General features: G+C 33.0%; 23 protein-coding genes and 1 riboswitch. Of the genes, 10 read left to right on the top strand and 13 right to left on the bottom strand.

Going from position 1 to position 25,150, the window contains the following annotated elements; all coding sequences use genetic code 11:
* Positions 1-11: 11 nt before the first annotated feature.
* Complete coding sequence (locus HMPREF2953_RS09150; protein WP_049334744.1) at positions 12-509, bottom strand: GNAT family N-acetyltransferase; 498 nt, start codon at positions 507-509, stop codon at positions 12-14.
* Between the two features lie 148 nt (positions 510-657).
* Between HMPREF2953_RS09150 and srtA the strand changes: the two genes are divergently transcribed.
* Both srtA and HMPREF2953_RS09140 read left to right on the top strand, forming a co-directional pair.
* A complete protein-coding gene (srtA, locus tag HMPREF2953_RS09145; RefSeq protein ID WP_070672981.1) occupies positions 658-1,263 on the top strand; it encodes a class A sortase SrtA in 606 nt (201 codons plus the stop codon).
* 177 nt (positions 1,264-1,440) lie between these two features.
* Positions 1,441-2,250 carry a Cof-type HAD-IIB family hydrolase gene (locus HMPREF2953_RS09140; RefSeq protein ID WP_070672978.1) on the top strand — a complete coding sequence of 270 codons (810 nt, stop codon included), beginning with the start codon at positions 1,441-1,443 and terminating at the stop codon, positions 2,248-2,250.
* Positions 2,251-2,338: 88 nt separating this feature from the next.
* Here HMPREF2953_RS09140 and HMPREF2953_RS09135 read toward each other — a convergent pair whose 3' ends face one another.
* The gene (locus HMPREF2953_RS09135; protein WP_070672976.1) at positions 2,339-3,331 is read right to left on the bottom strand and encodes a D-lactate dehydrogenase; all 993 of its coding nucleotides are present in this window, start codon (positions 3,329-3,331) and stop codon (positions 2,339-2,341) included.
* Between the two features lie 317 nt (positions 3,332-3,648).
* On the opposite strand from HMPREF2953_RS09135, the gene HMPREF2953_RS09130 reads away from it, so the two are divergent.
* From HMPREF2953_RS09130 to HMPREF2953_RS09120, 3 genes are all read left to right on the top strand, one after another.
* Positions 3,649-4,317, top strand: a complete 669-nt coding sequence (locus HMPREF2953_RS09130) for an NAD(P)H-dependent oxidoreductase (protein WP_083310598.1) — start codon at positions 3,649-3,651, stop codon at positions 4,315-4,317.
* 128 nt (positions 4,318-4,445) lie between these two features.
* Positions 4,446-5,939 (top strand): aldehyde dehydrogenase family protein, encoded by a 1,494-nt coding sequence (locus HMPREF2953_RS09125; protein ID WP_070672974.1) that lies wholly within the window; start codon positions 4,446-4,448, stop codon positions 5,937-5,939.
* A 331-nt stretch (positions 5,940-6,270) separates the two neighbouring features.
* Positions 6,271-7,179, top strand: coding sequence for a phosphate/phosphite/phosphonate ABC transporter substrate-binding protein (locus tag HMPREF2953_RS09120; RefSeq protein WP_070672972.1), 909 nt, complete (start codon positions 6,271-6,273; stop codon positions 7,177-7,179).
* 32 nt (positions 7,180-7,211) lie between these two features.
* On the opposite strand, the gene HMPREF2953_RS09115 is transcribed toward HMPREF2953_RS09120, so the two are convergent.
* Together HMPREF2953_RS09115 and HMPREF2953_RS09110 are read right to left on the bottom strand one after the other, a co-directional pair.
* Positions 7,212-8,018, bottom strand: coding sequence for a VOC family protein (locus HMPREF2953_RS09115; RefSeq protein ID WP_070672970.1), 807 nt, complete (start codon positions 8,016-8,018; stop codon positions 7,212-7,214).
* A gap of 129 nt (positions 8,019-8,147) precedes the next feature.
* The gene (locus tag HMPREF2953_RS09110; protein ID WP_002448625.1) at positions 8,148-8,429 is read right to left on the bottom strand and encodes a GNAT family N-acetyltransferase; all 282 of its coding nucleotides are present in this window, start codon (positions 8,427-8,429) and stop codon (positions 8,148-8,150) included.
* A 181-nt stretch (positions 8,430-8,610) separates the two neighbouring features.
* On the opposite strand from HMPREF2953_RS09110, the gene HMPREF2953_RS09105 reads away from it, so the two are divergent.
* A complete protein-coding gene (locus tag HMPREF2953_RS09105) occupies positions 8,611-9,567 on the top strand; it encodes a metal ABC transporter solute-binding protein, Zn/Mn family (RefSeq protein WP_070672968.1) in 957 nt (318 codons plus the stop codon).
* Between the two features lie 60 nt (positions 9,568-9,627).
* On the opposite strand, the gene aldA is transcribed toward HMPREF2953_RS09105, so the two are convergent.
* Together aldA and HMPREF2953_RS09095 are read right to left on the bottom strand one after the other, a co-directional pair.
* Positions 9,628-11,052 carry an aldehyde dehydrogenase gene (aldA, locus tag HMPREF2953_RS09100; protein WP_070672966.1) on the bottom strand — a complete coding sequence of 475 codons (1,425 nt, stop codon included), beginning with the start codon at positions 11,050-11,052 and terminating at the stop codon, positions 9,628-9,630.
* A 75-nt stretch (positions 11,053-11,127) separates the two neighbouring features.
* Positions 11,128-12,213, bottom strand: coding sequence for a YkvI family membrane protein (locus HMPREF2953_RS09095; protein WP_070672964.1), 1,086 nt, complete (start codon positions 12,211-12,213; stop codon positions 11,128-11,130).
* A 282-nt stretch (positions 12,214-12,495) separates the two neighbouring features.
* On the opposite strand from HMPREF2953_RS09095, the gene HMPREF2953_RS09090 reads away from it, so the two are divergent.
* Positions 12,496-14,280 (top strand): cation:proton antiporter, encoded by a 1,785-nt coding sequence (locus HMPREF2953_RS09090; RefSeq protein ID WP_070672962.1) that lies wholly within the window; start codon positions 12,496-12,498, stop codon positions 14,278-14,280.
* Positions 14,281-14,333: 53 nt separating this feature from the next.
* On the opposite strand, the gene HMPREF2953_RS09085 is transcribed toward HMPREF2953_RS09090, so the two are convergent.
* The 7 genes from HMPREF2953_RS09085 to HMPREF2953_RS09055 all read right to left on the bottom strand — a co-directional run bounded on the left by HMPREF2953_RS09085 (position 14,334) and on the right by HMPREF2953_RS09055 (position 20,822).
* A complete protein-coding gene (locus HMPREF2953_RS09085) occupies positions 14,334-16,298 on the bottom strand; it encodes a fructose-bisphosphatase class III (protein WP_049334735.1) in 1,965 nt (654 codons plus the stop codon).
* Between the two features lie 145 nt (positions 16,299-16,443).
* Positions 16,444-17,055: an undecaprenyl phosphate transporter UptA gene (locus HMPREF2953_RS09080; RefSeq protein ID WP_002448460.1), complete on the bottom strand. Its 612-nt coding sequence runs from the start codon at positions 17,053-17,055 to the stop codon at positions 16,444-16,446.
* A gap of 117 nt (positions 17,056-17,172) precedes the next feature.
* Complete coding sequence (locus HMPREF2953_RS09075; RefSeq protein ID WP_070672961.1) at positions 17,173-18,171, bottom strand: ThiF family adenylyltransferase; 999 nt, start codon at positions 18,169-18,171, stop codon at positions 17,173-17,175.
* Complete coding sequence (locus tag HMPREF2953_RS09070; protein ID WP_017175037.1) at positions 18,171-18,938, bottom strand: thiazole synthase; 768 nt, start codon at positions 18,936-18,938, stop codon at positions 18,171-18,173. Before HMPREF2953_RS09070 ends, HMPREF2953_RS09075 begins: the two co-directional genes overlap by 1 nt.
* A gap of 1 nt (position 18,939) precedes the next feature.
* Entirely contained in the window at positions 18,940-19,140 is a 201-nt protein-coding gene (gene thiS / locus HMPREF2953_RS09065; RefSeq protein WP_017175036.1) for a sulfur carrier protein ThiS, read from the bottom strand.
* Positions 19,124-20,239, bottom strand: coding sequence for a glycine oxidase ThiO (gene thiO / locus HMPREF2953_RS09060; RefSeq protein WP_017175035.1), 1,116 nt, complete (start codon positions 20,237-20,239; stop codon positions 19,124-19,126). Before thiO ends, thiS begins: the two co-directional genes overlap by 17 nt.
* Positions 20,232-20,822: a thiamine phosphate synthase gene (locus tag HMPREF2953_RS09055; protein WP_002488780.1), complete on the bottom strand. Its 591-nt coding sequence runs from the start codon at positions 20,820-20,822 to the stop codon at positions 20,232-20,234. The genes thiO and HMPREF2953_RS09055 overlap by 8 nt, the downstream gene beginning before the upstream one ends.
* A 67-nt stretch (positions 20,823-20,889) precedes the next feature.
* Positions 20,890-20,999, bottom strand: a riboswitch (TPP riboswitch).
* A 347-nt stretch (positions 21,000-21,346) separates the two neighbouring features.
* On the opposite strand from HMPREF2953_RS09055, the gene HMPREF2953_RS09050 reads away from it, so the two are divergent.
* The 3 genes from HMPREF2953_RS09050 (at position 21,347) to HMPREF2953_RS09040 (ending at position 25,122) form a co-directional block, all read left to right on the top strand.
* Positions 21,347-22,627, top strand: a complete 1,281-nt coding sequence (locus tag HMPREF2953_RS09050; protein WP_070672959.1) for a pyruvate MFS transporter — start codon at positions 21,347-21,349, stop codon at positions 22,625-22,627.
* Positions 22,628-22,804: 177 nt separating this feature from the next.
* Complete coding sequence (locus tag HMPREF2953_RS09045) at positions 22,805-23,089, top strand: putative quinol monooxygenase (RefSeq protein WP_002448351.1); 285 nt, start codon at positions 22,805-22,807, stop codon at positions 23,087-23,089.
* A 95-nt stretch (positions 23,090-23,184) separates the two neighbouring features.
* Complete coding sequence (locus HMPREF2953_RS09040; protein WP_029376764.1) at positions 23,185-25,122, top strand: FUSC family protein; 1,938 nt, start codon at positions 23,185-23,187, stop codon at positions 25,120-25,122.
* Positions 25,123-25,150 lie beyond the last annotated feature (28 nt).

The raw sequence follows: 25,150 nt of genomic DNA, 5'->3' as shown, positions 1-25,150 counted from the left end.
TTTTTTATGAATTATTTGTCCGTATTTAAATCATATTGATAGAAAGCTAAATCAAGCCAACGTTCAAATTTATAGCCTACGTTTTCAATCGTACCAGCATGTTTAAAATTAAATGTTTCATGAAGTTTAATACTTGCTTCATTTGATGTATCTATGCCTGCCACTATAGTGCGATACTGGCGGTGTTTAGCATCATCAATTAAATGTTCGAGTAAATGTGATGCCACGCCTTTTCCACGATAGTCTTTATTTACATATATAGAATGCTCAATAGAATATAAATAGGCTGGCCAATTTCTAAATTGACCATACGTGGCAAACCCAGCTACTTTATGATCTATTTCAAATACAAATATAGGTTCATTTGCAAGCGCTTTTGTTTCGAACCATGCTTCTCGTTCATCAAGACTTTGTGGATGATAAGTATATACAGCCGTTGTATTCAATATGGCCTCATTATAAATATTTAATATATCAGGTAAATCTTTACGTTCTGCTTCTCTAATCATGATAAGCACCTACTTATAGTATTTATTGTTCATTTAAGCACTTGTATGAAGTTAAATTAAATATATGTCATATAATCTAACATTTTATTTAGAAAAATAAATGATATACTATGAATTAAGAATTTTAAAATTAAAGGAGTACCACTTAGTGAAAAATTGGACAAATCGACTCATGACCATTATTGGTGTGATTTTGATATTAGTAGCAGTATATTTATTCGCGAAACCATATATTGATAATTACTTACATCAAAAAGATAATGACGATAAAGTAGAACAATACGATAAAAATGATAAAAGCAATACATCAAAAGAAAGACCTACGATTCCAAAAGATAAATCGGAAATGGCAGGGTATATCAGTGTACCTGACGCAGAAATCAAAGAACCTGTTTATCCGGGTCCTGCGACACTTGAACAACTTAATAGAGGTGTAAGTTTTGCAGAAGGTGATGAATCACTTGATGATCAAAATATTTCTATTGCAGGACATACGTTTACTGATCGTCCACATTACCAATTTACAAATTTAAAAGCAGCAAAAAAAGGCAGCAAAGTTTATTTTAAAGTTGGAGATGAAACTCGAAAATATAAAATGACAAGCATTCGAGATGTAGATCCTGAAGATGTTCAAGTACTGGACGAACATAAAGGAGAAACCAATCAACTGACATTAATCACGTGTGATAATTATAATCAACAAACAGGCGTTTGGGAAAAAAGAAAAATTTTCGTAGCTAAACAAATTAAATAAATACTTTAGTTGACCGTTCATCTTCTCATTGATGAGCGGTTTTTATGCATAAAATTTTATTCTTTGTATGTAATTTCTAAATGTGAATATAGTTTCACTCTTCAAGTACTGACTTCAATCCCAATCATAAGATGGATATAATGGACGATGAAAAGTATTGTAAGGGGGAAACAACTCATGATTAGAGCAATTGCAGTAGATATGGATGGGACATTTTTAGATACAAATAAAGAATATGACAAAGCGCGCTTTGAGACAATTTTTCAAGAATTAAAACGAAACCATATTGAATTTATTGCAGCCAGTGGTAATCAATATGCTAAGTTAAAGTCTATTTTTGGAGAGCGAGACATGTATTTCATTTCTGAGAATGGTGCAGTGATTTATCATGGCAATCAATTGTATAATTATCGTAGTTTTGATCAAGCTATATATGAAAAAGTAGTGAATTATATTCATCTTGATCAACACATCGACGAATTCATTGTATGTGGACTTAAAAGTGCATATATTTTAAAAGATACGTCGGAAGCCTTTAAAAAAGATGCTCATTTTTATTATCGTCAATTAGAAGAAATAGATACATTTCAACCTTTACCTAATGATGAATATGTGAAGATTGCATTAAATATTAATCGTGAGACACACCCCACTTTGGATATAGATTTAGAAACAAAGTTTAAAGAAGAAATTAAATTGGTTTCAAGTGGCCATGATAGTATTGATATTATTATGCCTAATATGACAAAAGGCCAAGCGTTAAAACGTTTGTTAAAAAAATGGGAAATGTCACCATCAGAATTAATGGCATTTGGTGATGCTAACAATGATAAAGATATGCTAGAATTTGCAGAGCATAGTTATGTTATGGCAAATAGCGATGATCAATCATTATTTGATATCGCAAAATTTGTAGCGCCAAGTAATGATGAACAAGGGGTACTTCAAATGATAGAAGAAAAAGTATTAAAGAGTGAGATAGAATAATTTGTCGCCTCATTCAGTGGTCGACTACCAACACATAAAAATGCCTAGGACATCATAAGTTGTCCTAGGCATTTTTATATATCAAATCTTAGTTTAATTGAGTGTCACATTTACCTGTGTTAATGACAGATAATGCAGCATTTAATCCACCTTCAACTAAGTTTCTAACTGCTTCATCTGAGAAGAAAGCAATATGAGGTGTCACTAAGATGTTTTCATTTTCAATTAATTCAAGTAACGTTTTATCTTCAATTTCTTTACCTGTCCAGTCATATGTGAAGTAATCAGCTTCATTTTCATATGTGTCAATGGCAGCACCATATAAAGTACCATCATTTACAGCATCAATTAAAGCTGGTGTATCAATAACAGCACCACGAGCAGCGTTGACTAATACAGCGCCTTTTTTCACTTTGCTAAACATGTCAGCATCGAATAAGTGGAAGCTTTCTTTGTTAGCAGGTACATGTAAAGAAATGATATCAGCATCGGCAATGGCTTCTTCAACTGAATCTTTATATTCTAAGAAATCTAATGAGTTGTTTGGATATGCATCATAGCCTACTACTTTTGCACCAAAACCAGCATAAATTTTACCAGTTGCAGCACCAATACGGCCTGTACCGATAATTGCAACAGTCATGTTTTTAACAGGTGTAGACATGATAGGTGCAGCCCATTTGAAATTATGTTCTTGAACGCGTTTTTCAATTGCAGGAAATTTACGTACTAATTGTAAAGCAATTGATACTGAGTATTCAGCAATTGTTTCAGGTGAATAACTTGGTACGTTAGAAATTACAATATTGTGTTTTTTTGCAAGATCTAAATCATACATATCAAAACCAGCAGTACGTTGAGCGATTTGTTTAATACCGTATTTTTCAAGTTTAGGATAAACAGAATCTGATAATTTACCGAATTGCATTGTCGTTACGCCATCGAAACCTTCTAATTGATCTACTGTGTCTTCGCTTAAAATATCTTCAGAAGTAACAACTTCTACATTGTATTCTTTACCCCAATTTAAAGCGTCTTTTTTTTCGTAATCACGAGTTCCGAAAAACATAATTTTTGTCATTAAAATAACCCCATTTCATTTTGTATAAATAAGTTAAAATTTAATAAATACGTAAGACTAAAGTTAAAGTAAGAGATTGGGTACAACATCATTGAATGTTATCTCTAACACAACTTACAACCCTATTATATTGTGAATTAGTTCACAAATCAATTAAAAAGGGTCTTTTATTTTGTATAATGTGAAATTATATACATAAAATATCATTTAAAATAAAATATTACAACATAGAAATAGGTGGATCCTTTTGAGCTAATTATTTTGGGTAAAATAGTTTGTATTTTATAATTTGAGTAAGTTTTTAAATAGAGGAGTGGATGACTATCAATCAGATTCAAAATACCATTATAGATGCGTTTAAATTTAGATTTGCTACTAAGGAATTCGATACAACAAAAAAGATAAGTGATTCTGAATTCAATACCATTCTTGAAGCAGGACGATTATCTCCTAGTTCGTTAGGTCTTGAGCCTTGGAGATTTCTTGTGATTCAAAACGAAACGCTGCGTGAGAAATTAATACCTTATAGTTCCGGTGCACAAAAACAACTTAAATCTGCCAGTCATTTTGTACTAATTTTAGCTCGTAAGAATGTAACACCGACGTCTGATTATGTACAGTCATTTATTAGAGGAATTAAGCAGTATGAAGAGAGCACCATTCCAATGTTTGAAGATAAAGTACAGGAATTCCAAACACATTTTCACATTAATGACAACGCTAGAACCATTTTGGATTGGGCGTCTAAACAAACCTACATTGCATTAGGCAATATGATGACAGCAGCTGCATTAATGAATATTGATTCCTGTCCAATGGAAGGTTTCGATTTAGATGGCGTAACTGAGTTATTAGAACATGAAGGGATCATTGATAGTAATCAGTTTGCACCTTCAGTTATGGTAGCTTTTGGTTATAGAAAAGAGAATCCTACAAAACCTAAAACGCGTCAACCACAAGAAGATGTAATTGAATGGATAAATTAAGCATAGTTTTGTAAAAAAAAGGGTAAACAATCAATATACAAAACGTATCATTGAATGAAGTGAATTTAACATTACTTTATAGAGAGTTACGTTATGATTTATAAACAAAGAAAGAGGGATGAAAACGTATGGCAAAAGTAAATGTTAGAGATTTTTTAGATGAACAATATGATTTATTTATAAATGGTGAATTCCAACCAAGTGAAAGTGGAGAAACACTTACGGTAACTAACCCAGCAAATGGTGAAGAATTAGCTAAAGTTGCTAAAGCAAATGAAAAAGATGTTGATAAAGCAGTGCAATCAGCACATGATGCATTTGATAGCTGGAGTAAAATTTCTAAAGCAGAACGTGCAGATTATTTATTAGAAATTAGTCGTCGTATTGAAGAAAATAAGGAACACTTAGCAACAGTTGAATCACTTCAAAATGGTAAACCTTATCGTGAAACTTCAACGATCGATATTCCTCAAGTAGCTGAACAATTTAAATATTTTGCAGGAGTATTAACGACTGATGAAGGTTCGGTTAACCAAATAGATCATAACACGATGAGTTTAGTTGTAAATGAACCTGTGGGAGTAGTAGGTGCAGTAGTAGCATGGAACTTCCCAATCTTACTTGCATCTTGGAAATTAGGTCCAGCATTAGCAGCGGGTAATACAGTGGTGATTCAACCATCATCTTCTACACCATTAAGCTTAATTGAATTAGCTAAAATTCTTCAAGATGTGTTACCTAAAGGTGTAGTCAACGTCATTACTGGGAAAGGTTCAGAATCAGGTGATGCGATTTTCAAACATGAAGGTGTAAATAAATTATCATTCACTGGTTCAACAAATGTAGGCTATGGCGTTGCTAAAGCAGGCGCTGAACGTATTGTGCCAACTACATTAGAACTTGGCGGTAAAAGTGCTAATATTATCTTTGATGATGCAAATTTAGATCAAGTCATTGAAGGCGTTCAATTAGGTATTCTATTCAACCAAGGTGAGGTATGTAGTGCCGGTTCACGTTTATTAGTACAATCATCTTTATATGATAAATTATTACCAAAATTAAAAGAAGCGTTCGAAAATATTAAAGTAGGTGACCCATTCGCTGAAGATACAAAAATGGGTGCACAAACTGGCCCAGAACAAATTGAAAAAATTGAAAGTTATATTAAATTAGCAGAAGAAGATGACAAAGCAAATATCTTAACGGGTGGACATCGTATTACTGATAATGGTTTAGATAAAGGCTACTTCTTCGAACCAACCATCATTGAACTTTCAGATAATAGTCATAAATTAGCACAAGAAGAGATTTTTGGACCTGTTGTTGTTGTTGAAAAATTCGAAGATGAAGAAGAAGCAATTAACATTGCTAATGATTCAGAATATGGTTTAGCTGGTGGTGTCTTCACTACAAACTTACTTCGTGCATTAAATGTTGCAAAAGCAATTCGTACTGGACGTATTTGGGTTAATACGTATAATCAAATTCCAGCTGGTGCACCATTTGGTGGTTATAAAAAATCTGGTATCGGTCGTGAAGTTTATAAAGATGCAATTAAAAACTATCAACAAGTTAAAAACATCTTTATTGATACAAGTAATGAAACAAAAGGCTTATACTAATTAAAATATAATTAAATAGTTTAATAAATGTTTTGAAATGTCGACAAAGGTATATACTTTGTCGGCATTTTTTTATGGAGTATGATTAAGAAATAGAAAAGTATGACGGATTTCATTTTGAAGTTGTATAGTCTTTTCGGTAACCTCAATCCCACTTATATGCAGACGTTTTGATGAAAATCTAAATATTAAGATCTTCGAACTGAAATCAAAATTTAATATAAATTGTATTTTCAATTTAAATATTGATGGTTAATATAATATAAATACGTCTTTATACTTTAAGTTTGATGAAGTTTAAATACATTATATATTTTGAAAAGGGAAAATGATGAAACGTTTAAAATTTTTAGTTGTTTATTTAGTTATTACAATTATAGTAAGCGGTTGTTCAAACATTGATAATGTAAAGCGTCCTAAAGAAGCCTATACACCTAAATCATTAACTGTTGAATTTGTTCCATCTCAAAATGCTCAAATCCTTAACGCTAAAGTAAAACCTTTGCAACAATTATTATCTGATGAGCTGGAAGTTCCTGTAAAAGTACATATAGCAACAAATTATAATACAATGGTAGAAGGGTTGAAATCGAAAAAAATCGATATTGCATTTATTTCTCCTGTTTCTTACACATTAGCTCATGATGCTCATGCAGCAGATGTATTGTTAAAGTCAAAAGGTTACCTAGTAGATAATAAAGGGAATCGAACACATCATCTTGTAGATTACTATCGATCTCAAATTGTGGTTCGTAAAGACAGTAATATGAATCATTTAAAAGATTTGAAAGATAAGAAGATAGCGTTGCAAGATGTGGAATCAACGTCAGGATATATTTATCCTTTAGCATCTTTAATGGAAAAAGGAATAAAAAAGGCTGATATTCAAATTCAACAAGTGAAAGGTCATGATCAGGGGTTAATTGCATTATTAAATCATGATGTAGAAGCTGTTGCTACATATCAAGATGCTCGGGCAGATTTAAAAAAAGAGTATCCTAATATTTATCAAGAAACTAAAGTGATTTATCGCACAAAGAAAATTCCGAATGATACCATTTCAGTACGTAATGACATGAGTAACAAATGGAAAAAGAAAATTAGTCGAGCATTTATTGAGATAAGTCATACAAAAAAAGGTAAACAGATTATTAGTGATATTTATGGTCATCAAGGTTATGAAAAAGCAAAAGATAGTGACTTTGATACTGTAAGAAAATATCGAGATATTGTAGATTAAAAAAAGTTTGGATGATTGTCATCCAACCTTTTTTAATCAGGAACCACACTCACATCTCCATGAACAGTCATACTAAAACCTTCAGGTGATGTTAAATTCGTTTCTTTAGCGTGAGGTTGATAGATATCAATATGCGTTAATCCATAAGTATTCTTATTGTCTGGATTTACTTGATTAGATTGCCATGTATTCACAGCAATGTGATGATGATAGTGTTGTGTAGAAATAAATAAACTTTGAGGGAGTTTTGAAATGTGTTCAAAACCAAGTTGATCAATATAGAATTGACGAGCCTCTATCAAATTATGTGTTTTTAAATGGAGATGTCCTAGTTTTCCATCTGATGGAAAACCTTGCCAACCCTTTTCAGTACGATGTGAAATTAAATCTTGGACATCAACTTCAAGGGTATCCATTTTAATAAAGCCATTCTCCCATTCCCAACCACTAGAAGGGCGATCTTGATAGACTTCAATACCATTACCTTCTGGATCATTGAAATATAGCGCTTCACTTACTAAATGGTCACCGCCACCAACAGGCTGATTTAAACGACTCATATGATATAGGAAGTTAGCTAAGTCTTGTCGTGAAGGTAATAAATAAGCGATATGAAAAAGGCCAGCTTCTCTAAAATCAGGATGACGTCCATGATCTAAAAGATGAAGCGTTAACGTGTGACCATGTTCTCCAACATTAAAAATGGTTTGTGTGTCAGTTTTCTTTTTAATAGAAAAGCCGAGTACTTCAGAATAAAAGTGATTCATTTTGTTTAAATCTTTAACATTTAAAGTGACGTTCGTCACTTGCATTGCTTCTTTTGAATGAAATGCAGTCATGTATTATTGCCTCTCTTTTTTTATACTAAGTATATTAAATATACTAGAATGATTAATAGGAAACAAGATAAATCACTTGATTAAAAAAATCCTCTAGAGAATGATTCTCTAGAGGATTTTATTTTACTCTTATCCTAAATAAACATCTTGGTAACTATCATTTTTTTCTAATACATCTTTTGCAAATGGACAAGAAGCGATAATTTTTAAATTATTTTGACGAGCATGTTCTACAACTGCATCAACTAATTTAGTTCCTAAACCTTGACCACCTAATTCATCAGATACACCAGTGTGATCGATTTCAATTTCATTGTTATCTACTTGTTTGTAAGTGATTTCTGCTTTAGGATTATTTTCGTCTTCACCTACATAAAATTTATTGTTACCTTGTTTAATTTCTTCAGCCATATTACTTCACTCCTTATATAATGTCTTAGTATTATTTATCACATTTCTACTAAATTAAAACATTACATAAATAAAATTTAGAATATAAAAATTATAAAAAATTTAAATACAAAGTTATTGCTTTTTTATAAAAGAACAGATATAGTTGAGAACGAAATTATTACGTTTTGGAGGGGTTTGTGTGAAGAAGATGATCGCAATTATCGGTTTAATGTGTTTGTGTCTCATATTATCTGCTTGTAGTACAAACCGCGATATCACTCACAAACAGAAAAAAGTAACAACTGAGAATAAATTAAAAATTTATACCACGGTTTTTGCGTTTGAAAGCTTTACAAAACAAATTGGTGGTAAATATGTGGATGTAGATACGATTTATCCACCGGGTGCTGATATGCATACATATGAACCTAGTCAACGCGATATGATTAATATTGCAAAAAGTGATTTATTTGTTTATTCAAGTGATCATCTTGATCCAGTAGCAGCTAAAATTACAAAATCAATGAATAATAATGATATGAAATTAGCGGTTGCAAATAGTTTAAATAAACAAATCCTTGTGAATGAAGATGATGATCACGATGAACATGGACATCATCATGAAGCAACATCATATGATCCTCATGTTTGGCTTGATCCAATACTAGACCAACAATTCGCAAAGAAAATTAAAGATGATTTAGTTCATAAAGATTCTGCGCATCGTATATATTATGAGCATAACTATAAACAATTAGTTGAAGATTTAAAACAAATTGACCACACATTATCTAACATAACGACGCGTCCTAAACGAGATAAAGTCATTATTTCTCATGATTCATTAGGATATTTAGCGCGACGTTACCACTTCGAACAAGAAGGGGTTAGTGGTATGAATAATAAAGAGCCAAGTCAGAAAGACATCTTAGCGCTCATTAATCAAATAAAAGACACACATGAACCGTATATTTTATATGAACAAAATATTTCTTCAAAAATAACCGATGTGATTCGTAAAGAGACCCAAACTCAACCTGTAAATTTTAATAATTTAGCAGTATTGTCTCAATCTCAATCAGAAGATCAAACACTCACTTTTCAATCCATTATGAAAAAAAATATTCAAGCCCTCGATAAAGCATTAAACAAATAAAAAGGAGAGCAAGAAAGAATGTAACGCCATTCTTTCTTGCTCTCTTTTTTTATTTTTAATTTACCATCTAATATAACTTACAGTTGTATTGTAATATTCTTCAAAACCATGAATACCGTCTGCACCACCAAGGCCAGATTCTCTCCAACCTGCGTGATAACCATTGACTGCTTCTTCTGCCTCACAGTTCGCATACACTTCTCCAAATTTTAAACGTTCAGTAGCTGTCATAATTTCTTTTAAGTTTTCAGAGAAAATATAAGATGATAGACCTGCATTCGTATCATTTGCCATATCAATAACGTCATCAAAGTTTGTATACGTAGTTATAGCAAGAACAGGACCGAAAATTTCTTCTTTAAAAGCACTATCAGTCGTTTTTACATGATCTAAAATTGTAGGAGCGTAGAAGAATCCTTCACGATCTAATTTATAGCCACCTAATACTAAATCTGCGCCATGTTTTACTGCTTCTTGAACTTTATCATCAATACTATCTAATTGTTTTTGATTAATGATTGCACCATAGTCAGTGTTTTCATCGTATGGATCTCCAACTTGAAGCGCATCCATTTTATCTTTCACTTTATTAATAAAGTCATCATGTACATCTTCATGAACAAAGATACGTTCTGGACATGTACATACTTGGCCAGCGTTATTAATACGTGCAGTAACAATATAATCAACAGCTTTATCTAAGTCAGCGTGTTGTGTGACAAGAACAGGAGCATTTCCACCTAGTTCTAAGTTAAGTTTTTTAATGCTGTCAGCCGTATTTTTAAATACAGCTTTACCTGCGCCCATACTACCCGTTAATGAAACAAGCTGAATATCTTTATGAGTTGCCAATTGTGTTCCAACTGTTTCGCCAGTACCTGGAACGATTTGAATAAGACCAGCTGGAATAGTTGAATCACGGAAAAGTTCAGCAATTTTTAATGTTAATAATGTTGTTTCTTCACTTGGTTTGATAACGACAGAACAACCCGTTACAATAGCTGGAATCACTTTACGCATAAGCACTAAAATTGGAGCATTCCAAGGCACAATACCAGCCGTCACACCGATAGGTTTTTTTGTCAGTTGAATGGTTTCGTTTACTATACTATTTTGTAATACTTCACCTTTGTTACTCATACTTAAACTTGCCATATAATCAATGAATTCTATTGATTTATCAATTTCACCTTTAGCTTGTACTATTGTTTTACCTTGTTCTTTAACGTATAAATGAGCAATGTCATCTTTATGTTGTTCAAGTAAAGGAATTAATAATTTTACATGCTCAGCACGTGTAGGCGCTGGTACTTTTTCCCATTCAAGTTGAGCGTGTTTAGATTTTTCAATTGCGTCGTTGACCTCTTCTTCAGTAGCGAATGTAATCGTATCGATTGTTTCTCCCGTAGCAGGGTTAATCACGTCCATTGTTTCGTTTGACTTACTTTCTACAAATTCATTATTAATAAATAGTTGATTCGTCATTAACGACACCTCCATACCTATTATTCCCGTAAAGTATTAAATTTAATCTATAAAAAAAGAAGATTCAAAAGGAGATTAATGTTCTCCCTTTGAACCTTCTTTTTTTGCATATTTAAAATGTCTAACCCCTTTATATAAAATAGGAATGAGTAGAATAAAGCCGAATAACCCCATAATTGGAAATACTTTGCCAATAAGTGAAATAAAGCCGATAAATGTACAAATGAACGTCACGATTGTCATGACGATAATAAGTACAAAATATTGTTTTGAAAACGGTGTTGTGAAACGAGAGGCGAATGCGTACATTAAGCCTACAATAGTATTATAAATCACTAGAATCATAATAATAGACATGATAGTTCCCAAAATAGGTGAGATATGTCGTGCCAATAATAAGGTTGGAAGCGCTACGGATTTAATATCATTAAATTTTGTCATTAAACCTAAATTAATCATTAAAAGTAAAAATGTAATAATGACGCCACCAATTAATCCGCCCCAAATAGAAGCACGTTGGTCATGTAAACGTCCCCCCATGACACTTAGAAAACTGAAGGCAGCAGCAATTTGTAAACTGGCATAATTGATGCCATCAAACCACCATCCAAGTGAAATAGATGATTTATGTTGTGCATATTGATTTGCACTTTCAAAGTCAAGATGGCCAGTTGCAAGATAATATATCGCAATAATTGTGGCAACGATAACTAAGAAAGGTGTAACGATACCTAGTACTGCAATTAAACGATCAAACTTTAAAAATAATGTAATCAAAATAAGACCTACGAGAATAAGTGAACTAAGCCAATAAGGTAAATGAAAACTTTCTTGAATTGTAGATGCACCGCCTGCGCTCATAATAATAGCGAGTGAAAACAAAAATAATGTTAGGACAATATCAAATAATCGAGCAATCATAGGGTGTAAATAGTAATGAATGGATTCTGAATGATTATGTGATTTTATGTTGTAACCAGTATTTAAGACGAACATACCGCCTAGTGTGATGATTAATCCTGTAATCATAATCCCTAATACACTGAATTGACCGTTACTTGTGAAAAATTGGAATATTTCTTGACCTGTAGCAAAACCAGCACCAACGACAACGCCTACAAAAGCAAACGCTACGATCATCGATTCTTTTAAAACTTTCATTTTTAAAAATCCTTTCTAAATCAAACACATGAGAATATATTAATCTATTTTAAAGGACATTTTATTAAAAATAAATATTAAAGTTTACTTGTAATGAACATTGTATTTCTCGAAAATACATTTGAAAGAATTTGTATAAATTTTAAGTTATATAGGGTATATAATAGTTTATAGTTCTTATATAAATGTTATTTAAAAAATGTATTTAATATACTATACATTAGTCAGTAAAATTTGATAGGATAGTGCAATATATTCAATTTAAATAAGGAAGGTGTAGATATGTTATTTGATTTACCTGTAATGCTAGTTATTGTATTATTTCTTGCATTAGGTATCTTTAGTCAATGGTTAGCAAATCGAATTAAATGGCCTTCGATTGTAGTAATGTCGATTGTTGGTTTATTAGTAGGACCTATATTAGGACTAGCAAATCCTGAGCAAACGCTAGGTTCAGAGGTATTTAGTCCAATTGTATCTCTTGCGGTAGCAATCATATTATTTGAAGGAAGTAGTAATTTAGATTTTAGAGAATTAAAAGGCATTTCTAAGGCGGTTATACGTATTATTACGATAGGCGCCACAATTGCATGGGTTCTTGGAGCCATTGCCTTACATAAAATTTTAGGTTTTCCTATTTCTATCGCTATTGTTATGGGAGGATTACTTCTTATTACTGGACCAACAGTGATTCAGCCACTGTTAAAACAAGCAAAAGTTAGAAACAGTGTAGATACTGTCTTACGTTGGGAAAGTATTATACTTGATCCACTTGGTCCAATACTAGCATTAGCTGCATTTTATGTGTATCAAATCGTTGGACAAGGTTTTGGTTTCCAATTACTCCTTATATTTATTTTTAAAATGTTGATTGTAGCATTAATTGGCTTTGGTGCTTCATTCTTCTTCAATTGGCTTATCCAACGTGATGTCATACCACAAAATTTAATGCCTTCCATTCAGTTGGTGTTTATATTGCTCGTGTTTAGCATCTGTGACCAAATTCTCGATGAATCTGGTTTACTGGCAGTAACCATTTTTGGGTTAATGATGGCCCGTTATAAACGACATGATTTAATTTATAAAGAGTCAGATCATTTTATTGAAAATATGTCGTCCATTCTAGTTTCAACGGTGTTTATTTTAATAACATCATCATTAACACCCTCTGTATTGATGAATGTATTATCATGGAAGCTTGTGATTTTCTCACTTGTCATGATTGTGTTAGTACGTCCAATTGCTGTTTTATTATCTACCATTGGTACTGAAATCACTAAAAAAGAGCGTGCGCTTGTAGCCATGATGGCACCAAGAGGGATTGTTGTATTAACTGTAGCACAATTTTTCGGTGGATTATTCTTAAATGATAATATGAAAATGGCATCTTATATTACACCGGTAACATTTGGTTTAGTATTTATTACCGTAGTCATATATGGTTTTAGCTTTACACCAATAAGTAAAATGCTTGGTTTAGCAAGTACTGAACCTCCAGGTGTCATTTTAGTAGGTGAGAGCGAATTCTCTTATCACTTAGGTAGACAGTTACAATCGCATGGTATTCCAGTGATGGTGTTTAACTTGTTTAGTAACACTTCTGATAAAGCTGAAGAACTCGGTTTTGAAATTTTTAAAGGAAATTTATTATCAAGTAGTGATCGTATGTATGCAGACTTAATTCGCTATAACAAATGCTTATTAATGACCAAATCATTTATTTTTAATAGTCTTGCATTTAATGAGTTAGTTCCAGAATTTGGATTAAATAATGTAAATATGATGCCAGTATCATTTACAGATGATCAAGCACGTAATAATTTAAATGGACCGCTTCGTAATCATATTTTATTCGATGAGAAGCATAGTCCAAGATGGTTTGACAATGTGATTACGAATCAAAATATTGTCGAAGTTCCAGCCACTTCATATCATGATATTACAGATAAAGATATGATTCTTTATCACATTAATGACGATAAAGAAGCGACATTCCATAGAAGTACAAAATCAATGGATGAATATGACAATGGAACATATGGTATTTTAAGAAATGTATATAAATAATAAAAGCGCCCGGCGACAGTTCATTTGAAGTGTCTCCGGGCATTATTATAGGTTTATTTTAAATATCTGTCGTGCATTAATAATTTTAACATGCGAATTTGTTCCATAATGTCTTTACCGACATTCGTATCTCTAATTTTTTTACGTTGTAATTCTTCATCAACGACACGTCGTACTGATAGTTCATCAGCACCATCAGATAAGACATTCTCTTTAGAATCAAAGAATTGGTGTGCTACAAGTTGCATACCAAATGAGTTGTAAAGTAACGTGTAACCTGCGATACCTGTAGTAGATTGATACGCTTTTGAGAATCCACCATCAATGACTAACATCTTACCATTGGCTTTAATAGGATCCTCGCCATCGATTTCTTTTACTGGCGTATGTCCATTGATAATACGACCTTCATCAGGATTAAGTCCGAAATCTTTTAGCATTTTGCGAATCATATCTACATCTTCACGTAAGTAATAATACGGGTTTTTTGGTTCTTTATGAGACGCTTTATCTTCAATGAAGTAGCGCTCAAATGTAGTCATGGCACGTTTACCAAATAAAGAACTATATTTTCCTGTCCATAAATACCATACAAGATCCGTAGATAAATCATCTGTTTTCTCTTTGTCGCTAAATGCTAAGCGCACGTGACGTTCAAAGACATCTAATAAATCACGGCCTTTATGTTTTACACCTTCAATTTCAAAAGCTTCCATTTCGCCATGATCATCTACAGGAATGCACCCATGAATAAGAAGATTTCCATTATAAGGGAGGTATAATTTACCTTTTTGCATTAGAAAGGCCATATGACGTTTTAATTTTTCAGATTGTTGGAAAGACAGTAATAATTTATTAACAACATCTTCTTCTTCTGGTAATAATGTTGCAGGATCTTTAGGGTCCACCGTACTAAAGCAAGTATCTTTTAAAGGATATGTTTTACCATAAATTGTAATTTCGTTTGTATCATAATTTATTTTTTCTAAAACTAAACGGTCTTCCATTTCAAAACTTGGGCGACGTTTAATAATTGGCATTTCAAGCTTAAATTGAATCATTGCAATGGCTTGGTGAATCTTAGTAATTTGTGCTTCTTCGTGTTTAGATAAGCCCACTTTTTTATCCGGACGTTTTTTCGGTTTGAACGCTGGGTTATCGCCATCGTAATGTTTTTCAGCTAAAGTGAGGAGTGGTCTTAAATTAATACCATATGCATCTTCAATAATATCTAAGTTATCGTAGCGTGCACATATACGTAGTAAATTGGCTAAACACACTTTAGAACCTGCATAAGCTCCAATCCAAAGTACATCATGATTCCCCCATTGAATATCAACAGAATGATAGTCAATTAATGTATCCATAATTTTGTCAGGTTCTGGACCACGATCGTAGATATCACCCACAACATGAAGATGATCGACGACAAGACGTTGGATGGTATAAGATAATCCAATAATTAAATCATCTGATTGCTCAAGCTCGATAACTTGATTTAAGAGTGTTTCATAATACGATTTTTTATTATTAAATTCATTATTTTTATAAAGCAACTCTTCAATGATATATGTATACTCTGAAGGTAAAGCTTTACGTAGTTTTGAACGCGTATATTTTGAAGAACAATATGTGATTAAATCAATCAAACGCTCGATTGTCAGGATATACCATTCATTTAACTCACGTTTTGAATTAAAGTCATTCTTAATGAGCTTTAATTTTTCTTCTGGATAATACACTAGCGCAGCTAAATCATCTATTTCTTTTTGAGATATGTTACCTGCAAAAATATCGTTAATTTTAGCACGGACATTACCAGAGCCATTTCTTAATACGTGTTGGAACGATTTATATTCACCATGAAGATCGCTGACGAAGTGTTCAGTACCTTTTGGTAATTCTAAAACGGATTCTAGATTAATAATTTCTGTTGCAAGTTTTTCAGGACTATCAAATTGCTGAGATAGTAAATCCAAATACTTTTTCTTTAATTCACTTTCCGTAGATTGAGACATTTGATTTCACTCCTGTATGGGAAATTTATTAGATAATAAGCAGAGAAATAAAACCGCTTACATAAATTATCGTTAAAAAGCATCACTTTTTCAACAGTGATGCTTGAATTGTTGTAAATTTAATTTGAAAGTAAAATGAATGTCCTTATTTAGCGTTATTTTTTTTGAAGAATAGACGATAGAGTACATAAAGAATAATAATGATAAGAATCACATACATAAAATAAGAATATGTATGGATGCCAGACATTAATACATCGAAACTATCGCTAAGAAGACGACCAAGTAAAATTAAGGCAAAGTTCCAAATCGTTGTGCCTAATAAAGATAACATCGTAAATGTTGCCACGTTCATTTTATTGATACCTGCTGGAATAGTGATTAATACACGTAAAACAGGAATGAAACGACATAATAGAACTGCCCACGCACCATAACGTTTAAACCAGTCGTTCGCACGTTTCACATCATTTCCTTTAAGTTTGAACCATTTACCATACTTATCAACAAATCGATAAATACTTTCCTCTTTAATTAAACGACATAAATAATACAAAATAAGTAAACCGATAAATGAAGCAATTGTTGAAATAATAAATAAGACTAAAATTGAAAGACCTGATTTAACTGACATTAAACCTGCAAATGTTAATATAATTTCAGAAGGCACAACAGGCAAGACATTTTCTAATAAAATAAGAATAAAAATGGCTGCATAACCCCATTGGCCTATAAAATTTGTAATAATTTGTTCCATTATAAAGTTAAAAATCCTCCGTTATTAAACATTACTCGAATAAAAAATTCATAGTAAATTCATTATATAGGAATTTACTATGAATTGCTTGTTATAACATGATAGGGATTGTACAACTCATTTTAAGGATTTTAAATATTGATGATACAATTGTTCTGCTTCATTATCATCTTCCACGCCATAGACATTCATTCTACCATCTTTGAATAAGGTGATGTCATAATTACCGTCTTTAATTAGCTTAGCAAATGAGGTTGACTTTACAATATCACCTGGGAAATGTTCAGCATAGTCAAAAACAGTAGGTTGATATCTAAATAGGTAGGTTTTTCCGCATAAGCTTTCAATATTCTGTTGTTGTTTCGTTTCTAATAATTTGTAATGACCTTTACCACATACGTCACATTCATCATCTTTTAAAATATCGATATTCAATGCTTTATAATCAATATGAAATGTATCAAGAGTAATTAACTTATGAGAAAATCCATGACCAGATAAATAACGAATCGCTTCTGTGACCTCATAGCTTGCTACCTGTGTAATCACAGGCGGTAATACGCCATTAATAGCACAACTCTCTGCACTGGTTGGAATTTGTTTTAATAAACATTTCAAACAAGGTCCTTTGAAATCAATGCCGTAAACGGTACCTTTACTGCCTACAGCAGCACCATACACCCACGGAATATGGTGTTTTTGACAGGCTTCGTTAATAAGATAACGAATTTTGAAATGATCCATACCATCAATGACAATATCAGGATTGACGGCTTTTAAAATGTCCTCAATAGTTGTAGAGTCAATTTCTTGGTAATAAGTTTGAACGTTGACATTTGAATTAATGTGTTCAATCTTTTGTTTAACTGCGTGAACTTTAGGGACCATATTGTGAGCATCATCTTCAGTATAGAGTGCTTGGCGATGTAAATTAGATAATTCAACGATATCCATATCGACAATGGCTAAATGATGCGCACCCATACGTGCTAAAAGCTCTGCAACGTGACTTCCTAACGCGCCTGCACCAAGTATTAAAATGGTTGCATTGGAGAGGGCATTTTGGCCCTCCTCTCCAAATGCATGATAACGCAATTGACGGTGATAGCGTTGCATTATAAGAATCCTAAACCTTCAGTAGGGCTTGATGCTTGGGCAGTATATTTTACTGGAATACGTCCTGCTTCATATGAGAGACGACCTGCATGAATACCAAGTTTCATTGCTTCAGCCATTTTAACAGGGTCTTTTGCACCTGAAACTGCAGTGTTTAAAAGAATAGCATCAGCGCCTAATTCCATCGCATGACACGCATCTTTTGGTGAACCAATACCAGCATCCACAATAACGGGAACATTAGAATGTTTAATAATGTAACTTAAATTAAGTTGGTTATTAATACCACGTCCAGTACCAATTGGAGAAGCAAGTGGCATAACAGCATGAACACCTAATTCTTCTAAACGTTTCGCTAATACGACATCATTAGAAATGTAAGGACATACGATATAACCTTTTTCTAATAACACTTTACATGCTTCATATGTTTCAAATGGATCAGGTAACAATGTTTCATCGTCACCAATCACTTCAACTTTAATCATGTCACATACTCCAGCATGTTTTGCAATTTCAGCGATACGAATCGCTTCTTCAGCAGTTTTGGCGCCGGCTGTATTTGGAAAAGTAATAAAGTCGTTAAGATTAACACTTGCTAATGGATTAGGTAAGTTTTTATCATATAAATTCATACGTCTTACAGCAAAAGTCAGTACATTCGCTTCTGCTGCTTCAATCGCTTTTGTTTGCGTCGCTTCATCTTCAAATTTTCCTGTACCTAATAATAAACGAGATTTAATTTCTAATGGTCCAATTTTAAACATTTTATCCGCCTCCAACAAATTCTAATAATTCTAATCGATCATCTTCACGTACTGTATGTTGATCGTAGTCTTCTTGTTTAATTAAAGTTTTATTATGTTCGACAATGACACGTTTAGGATCTAATTCAAGAGATTCAAGTACAGATGTAATAGATTGTTCTGAATCAAAATTGAATGTGTCCCCATTAATGATACACTTCATGATTTAACCTCCTTGAAGCACTAAATGATTCATATCGACGCGGTTTAACACCGGTGAGTATCCAATTGGCGATATCACGACCGATAATAGGCGAAAGTAAAATACCGTTACGATAATGACCAGAAATCACAAATAAACCTTCATCAATACGGTCCATTATCGGTATTTCTCCTTCAGTATATGGACGGACACCAGACCACTGTTTAATGACTTTTCCGTGTGCGAGTTCTGGTATACGTTCATTTGCAAAGTGGTGTAACCAAGAGATGCCATCGTATGTATTACCAACTGAATAGTTATCAAACTCGCTTGTGGCACCAATTAAGAAACGATTTGGATATTTTGGCACGATATAACAGCCATTGGTCATAAATACGGTTTCTTTTAAATCCAAGTGGTCATTTTCAATCAGTAAAACTTCACCTTTTACACCGACTACATCTCTAGGTAGTGAGTATTGAGTTAATAATTTAGATGTCCATGCGCCTGCTGCCACAATGACTTTCTTAGCTTGTAATGTGCCTTGTGACGTTTCAACATCGTAGTACCCATTTTGGCGCTGAACAGATTGTACCTCTGTATTGACATATCGCTTAATTTGACGTTGCTTTAAAGATGTAAATAAAGCTTTAGTGTAGTGATTGGCATTAATCTGTCCATCTTGTGGAATGTAAATAGCCATTTCACTTGATGTTACTGTACCATTCGTTAAATGAGTCAGTTCCTCATCTGAAAGAACAATGACACTAGAATCTAAACCACTTAAAAACTGATACTGTTTTTCTAAATTTTCAACATCTTCAGGACGATTAGCTACTTTAATTAAACCTGAATTTTGAAACTGAATATCAATACCTGTCTCATCTTCTAAATCTTGACATAATTGTGGAAAGAGACTTCGTGATTCAAGAGCAAGTCTAAATAAATCAGTATCTTCAGTAAATTCATTTTGAGCACCTAACATGCCACCTGCTTTATATGACGCGTGTTTACCTGGTACGTCACGATCGATAAGTGCAATGTCAAGGTGAGATTGACTTAATTGGCGTGCAATAGACATGCCAATCACGCCCGAACCTATGATTAAAACATCATGCATCTTTCAACCACTCCTTTCGCAATAGTTCAATTTGTTGTAAAGATGCGTTCATAAAAAAAGAAATCGCACAAATTCCTTTAAAACCATGAGGTAATTGAAGAATCGTTTTTTCAGTGATACCTCCAATGGCATAAATGGGAATAGGAATCTCTAACACACGCTGAATCTCTGCTTTTGATCGAGGCAATTGATTAGGTTTTGAAGGTGTCTTAAAAATGTGACCAAAAAAGACATAATCAAGATCGTGTTCATAAGCTGCTTTAACAGATTCAATTGAATGTGTAGACATACTCACTTCAATCTCTGGATGCGTTGATTTATAGCTAAATGCATCTTCATCCATTTCTCGAAAATGAATATGAGAGAGGTGAAGTTGTTCAAGTAAATGTACATCACTATGAATAATGATTTTTGATTTAGGGAATCCTTTTTCTATAAGTGATGTTAAAAATGAAGACAAATCACTTGATGACATGGGAGTACGAAACAATAACCCATCTATTCCATCCGAGATATCAAGAAAATGTTGTACATCATCATTGGTTAAATCTTTATATTTCGTTATCGCTATAAAAATGAACATCACTCCTTATTAAACAAAAAACGCTATTTCCCTGCAGTAGGGAAATAGCGTTTTGTTTAACTTTACGATATCCTAGTCGCCACTTTCCTACGCCAGTACAAACTGGATCAGGTTCCAGGAATTATAAAGTTCTTTCTTTACTCTCAGCCTTAAACAAAGGCACTTCCAGTGGATCGTTTATTCAGTTGTGTTTAAAATAAACATCAGCATTTTTGCTTCAATTTCATTCTACAACCTTTTTTGATAGAGTTCAAATACAAAAGCAAATTAGATTTATAGCCATATCCTTTTTAATCAGGAAAACACGTTTTATATAGCCATGTATAAATTAAATAAAAAATATTCAAAAAATAATTGTAAACGTTTACAAAAGCTGTTAATATTATAAAAAATATATCAGAAAGCCTATGAGATGAGGCTTGAAAGGCGGTTGGAAACAACAGGGAAAGACGTGATTGGGAGTTTTCATTGTCAACGTATAAGTAGAATCAACACAATTTTAAAGGGAAGCAGGAAAAATAATTATGGTACAAAGACAAAAGAAAAGTAAGGTTCGTTGGTATTTCGCTATCGCATTCTTTATTATTGGGGTTATTGCATGTATGGATAGATCTAATATCTCATTTATTGCACCTCAAATGATGGAAGATCTTCACATGACAAAGCAACAATTTGGTTTATTAGCTTCATTCTTCTCACTGGGTTATGCATTGATGCAAGTCCCTTCAGGTATGTTAGCAGAGAAGTTTGGTCCGCGTAAGATGATTTCAATCGCATTATTATGGTGGAGTGCATTTACAATTTTAACGGGAATGATTAAACATCATGGTCTATTATATTTAGTACGTTTCTTATTTGGTATCGGAGAAGCGCCAATGTATCCATCTAATGCAGTATTCAATTCAACTTGGTTTGCTAAAGATGAAAAAGGGAGAGCATCGAGTGCGTTGTTAGCAGGATCATATTTCGGTCCAGTATTAGCACCAGTAGTTACCATCGCAATTGTTAATGCATTTAACTGGCAAGCTGTATTCTATATTTTCGGTGCGGTTGGTATTGTGATTGCAGCACTTTGGGCAATTATTGCAAAAGATTTACCAGAGCAACATCGCATGGTCAATGAAGCAGAAAAACAGTATATCATGCAACATCGTGATTTAGTAGAAACAACTAAATCCGTAGCACCTTGGAATCAATTTTTTAAACGCATGAGTTTCTATGCCATTGCAGGGCAATATTTCGTAGTTCAATTTGTTATTGCTCTATTCTTAATTTGGTTACCTACTTATTTAACTGAGCAATATCATGTACAATTTAAAGATATGACAATTAGTGCTTTACCATGGTTTATTATGTTTATTTTAATTTTATCTGCGGGTGCGATTTCAGATAAAATTTTGCATAGCGGTCAAAGTCGTTTTGTAGCGAGAGGGTTAATTGCAATTGTTGGCTTTATCGTATTTGCTATCTCCATCTTCTTTGCAGTTCATACACAAAACTTATATGTGACCATCTTTTGGTTATCACTTGGCTTAGGTGGTATGGGTATTTCAATGGGAATGAGTTGGGCAGCAGCAAATGACATTGGACGTAACTTTGCTGGTACAGTATCGGGTTGGATGAACTTATGGGGAAATATTGGTGCGTTAATCAGTCCGTTTTTAGCAGGTGCATTAGTATCATCACTTGGCTGGACAATGACATTCCAATTATTAATTATTCCAGCGGTGATTGCAGCTGTATTATGGTTCTTTGTGACACCAGACAAACCATTAATTAAAGACGAAAGTAGACATATTAAATAATATTTATACATTATCTACAAAAGTAAAAGCTTGGGACATTATCAGTTGTCTCAGGCATTTTTAATATATTGACTATCGATGACTGAATTGAAAATCAATGCGGCCTTTCTTCTTACTATCGTTTTCTTTTTATAATAGACGGGTAAAACGTTATAATTATATTTGGAAGGTGATTATATGATTATTATTAATGCGAAACTTAAAATTAAAGAAGATGTGCGTAATGACTATTTAGATTTAATGAACAAATTAGTTCAAAGTTCACGTCAAGAACCGGGTAATACATTTTATGCTCATTATGAAGATGTAGCAGAACATAACACATTCGTTGTTGTTGAAAATTATAAAGACCAAGAAGCGGTTCAAGCACATAACCATTCAGATCATTTCAAAGCATTTAGTGAAAATATAGGAAAATATGTCGCTGAAGAACCTGTCATTGATGTAGCAGAAACAAAATAATAACTAAACTTGCCTTGTCTAAGTGATATTTGTGCTTAGGCAAGGCGTTTTTCATGTTATGATAAGATGTATGAAAAATGAAAGGAAAGATAGTAGTGAGACATGTGATTGCTTCATTAATAAGGTTTGATAAGCCTAAAATTAATATATGGAAAGGTATACGCCAAGGATTATTAATGATTATCCCAACATTGATAGGGTATTTACTAGGACATTTTAGTTTTGGTCTACTCGTAGCAACCGGAACTTTGGCACATACTTATGTATTTAAAGGTTCAGCACAATCCATGTTAAGAACAGTCATTATTTGTACGTTATCCTTTACCATTTGTATGATGCTTGGAACATTAACTGTCAATCAGCCAGTTCTGTACGGCGTATTATTATTAATCGTTACTGTCATTCCATTCTATGTATTTAATGTGTTAAAAATTGCGGGTCCTTCATCCACATTCTTTTTAGTTACATTTTGCTTATCGAGTAACTTACCTGACGCTCCAGAACAAGCACCGATTCGTGGCTTAGCGATTTTTATTGGAGGAATGTTAGCGACATTAGTCGTCATTTTAACTATTGTATTCCAAAAACAAAAAGCTGAAGATCGAGCGATTACCTCTGACTTTCAGACGATTAATAATTTAATGCATCACTTTAATGATGCTGAAAAATTTAAAGACATTTCACAAGACATAGTAACGAAGTTTAAAAATTCAGAGAAACTATTGATTACATCGACTACTGCGATGAGTGAAAAGTTAAGTTCTCGCTTTGAAAAGTTATTGCTTCTTCATACATCAGCCCAAGGAATTTATGCTGAGTTACTTGAACTAAATGAAAAAAATATTCGTCCTATCCCTCAAGAACTGATTGAGATGATGGATATGATTACAAGAAATGCCTATAAATTATCTTCAAAACGAGAAAAATGGACGAAAAAAGTCGATGTGGATGAACCATTTGAAAGTTTGATGCAACACATACTTAAAATAGATGAAATTGCGCAATTACGACCGGAACAAATAGAATCTGAAGCGAGTATTCGTAAGCCGTTATATAGTAAACGTATCGTTCAAAACTTAACACTCGATTCCATTATTTTCCGTAATGCATTAACGTATGCTGTTATTATGGGCGCAGCTATTTTTGTCTCGTTATTTTTCAATATCCAACGCTCATATTGGATTCCATTATCCGCCCATACAGTATTATTAGGATTAACGACGATTCGTATGTTAGACCGTTCATTAGCACGGGGTCTTGGAACAATTGTAGGAACTTTACTTCTATCAGCCATACTCTTTTTCCAACCTCATTTAATTGTCGCAGTCATTTTAATGGGACTGTCTGCTATGATGACAGAAGGATTTGTCGCAGCAAATTATGCTTTTGCAGTTATTTTTATTACAACACAAGTCATCCTGTTAAATGGTTTAGCCTCTGGTAATTTATCCATTGATATTGCGTATACACGAATTGTTGACGTATTGATCGGGATTGTGATTGCGGTCATTGGTGTTTTAATCATTAATCGAAAAAATGCGTCAACCATGTTACCTACTGTGATTGCAGAAGTGGTACGTAAAGAAGCGGTTATTTTCCAATATTTATTTTCAGAAAATAAATACCAAGATACAGCACGTGATAGAACAGAAAGTTTATCATTATCTGTAAAAATGAATAACATGACACAAGTGTACAATTCAGCCAATGGTGAATTATTCTCAAGTAAAGAGGCCATTCGTTATTATTATCCAAGTATTTTTGCCTTAGAAGAAATTAGCTTTATGTTAATGCGTGCAATGCAAGACAAACAACGTCAACGCATTTCAGAAAAACAAATGGGAGAATATCTTGTCACATTTGAAAATGTAGCAAAACATTTTGAATTACGCGGTAGTCTTAATGAAAAAGAATTGACGGATTTACCACAGTATAATTATTTAAAATCTGCCTTAATGAAGTTACAAGATAATTGTGTAGCAACACGTAAAGACGTTGATCATACAAATCATCAGAAAACGGTGGACGCTTAATATCAATGTATGACGTTTCATTATAGCG

The sequence above is a fragment of the Staphylococcus sp. HMSC072E01 genome (genome assembly GCF_001814125.1).
GTDB lineage: Bacteria > Bacillota > Bacilli > Staphylococcales > Staphylococcaceae > Staphylococcus > Staphylococcus hominis.
Note: the sequence above shows the minus strand (reverse complement) of the source record. Positions and strands in the feature narration are given on the sequence as shown.

Bases quoted from the DNA above. Each gene is read 5' to 3' on its own strand.
- HMPREF2953_RS09140 (WP_070672978.1), top strand. From the start codon at position 1,441: ATGATTAGAGCAATTGCAGTAGATATGGATGGGACATTTTTAGATACA.
- thiS (WP_017175036.1), bottom strand. From the start codon at position 19,140: ATGAAGTGTATCATTAATGGGGACACATTCAATTTTGATTCAGAACAA.
- HMPREF2953_RS09085 (WP_049334735.1), bottom strand. From the start codon at position 16,298: ATGTCTCAATCTACGGAAAGTGAATTAAAGAAAAAGTATTTGGATTTA.
- HMPREF2953_RS09075 (WP_070672961.1), bottom strand. From the start codon at position 18,171: ATGCAACGCTATCACCGTCAATTGCGTTATCATGCATTTGGAGAGGAG.
- HMPREF2953_RS09090 (WP_070672962.1), top strand. From the start codon at position 12,496: ATGTTATTTGATTTACCTGTAATGCTAGTTATTGTATTATTTCTTGCA.
- HMPREF2953_RS09135 (WP_070672976.1), bottom strand. From the start codon at position 3,331: ATGACAAAAATTATGTTTTTCGGAACTCGTGATTACGAAAAAAAAGAC.
- HMPREF2953_RS09115 (WP_070672970.1), bottom strand. From the start codon at position 8,018: ATGACTGCATTTCATTCAAAAGAAGCAATGCAAGTGACGAACGTCACT.
- HMPREF2953_RS09110 (WP_002448625.1), bottom strand. From the start codon at position 8,429: ATGGCTGAAGAAATTAAACAAGGTAACAATAAATTTTATGTAGGTGAA.
- HMPREF2953_RS09080 (WP_002448460.1), bottom strand. From the start codon at position 17,055: ATGGAACAAATTATTACAAATTTTATAGGCCAATGGGGTTATGCAGCC.
- HMPREF2953_RS09070 (WP_017175037.1), bottom strand. From the start codon at position 18,938: ATGTTTAAAATTGGACCATTAGAAATTAAATCTCGTTTATTATTAGGT.
- aldA (WP_070672966.1), bottom strand. From the start codon at position 11,052: ATGACGAATCAACTATTTATTAATAATGAATTTGTAGAAAGTAAGTCA.
- HMPREF2953_RS09120 (WP_070672972.1), top strand. From the start codon at position 6,271: ATGAAACGTTTAAAATTTTTAGTTGTTTATTTAGTTATTACAATTATA.
- HMPREF2953_RS09125 (WP_070672974.1), top strand. From the start codon at position 4,446: ATGGCAAAAGTAAATGTTAGAGATTTTTTAGATGAACAATATGATTTA.
- HMPREF2953_RS09150 (WP_049334744.1), bottom strand. From the start codon at position 509: ATGATTAGAGAAGCAGAACGTAAAGATTTACCTGATATATTAAATATT.
- HMPREF2953_RS09050 (WP_070672959.1), top strand. From the start codon at position 21,347: ATGGTACAAAGACAAAAGAAAAGTAAGGTTCGTTGGTATTTCGCTATC.
- HMPREF2953_RS09095 (WP_070672964.1), bottom strand. From the start codon at position 12,213: ATGAAAGTTTTAAAAGAATCGATGATCGTAGCGTTTGCTTTTGTAGGC.
- thiO (WP_017175035.1), bottom strand. From the start codon at position 20,239: ATGCATGATGTTTTAATCATAGGTTCGGGCGTGATTGGCATGTCTATT.
- HMPREF2953_RS09055 (WP_002488780.1), bottom strand. From the start codon at position 20,822: ATGTTCATTTTTATAGCGATAACGAAATATAAAGATTTAACCAATGAT.
- HMPREF2953_RS09130 (WP_083310598.1), top strand. From the start codon at position 3,649: ATGACTATCAATCAGATTCAAAATACCATTATAGATGCGTTTAAATTT.
- HMPREF2953_RS09045 (WP_002448351.1), top strand. From the start codon at position 22,805: ATGATTATTATTAATGCGAAACTTAAAATTAAAGAAGATGTGCGTAAT.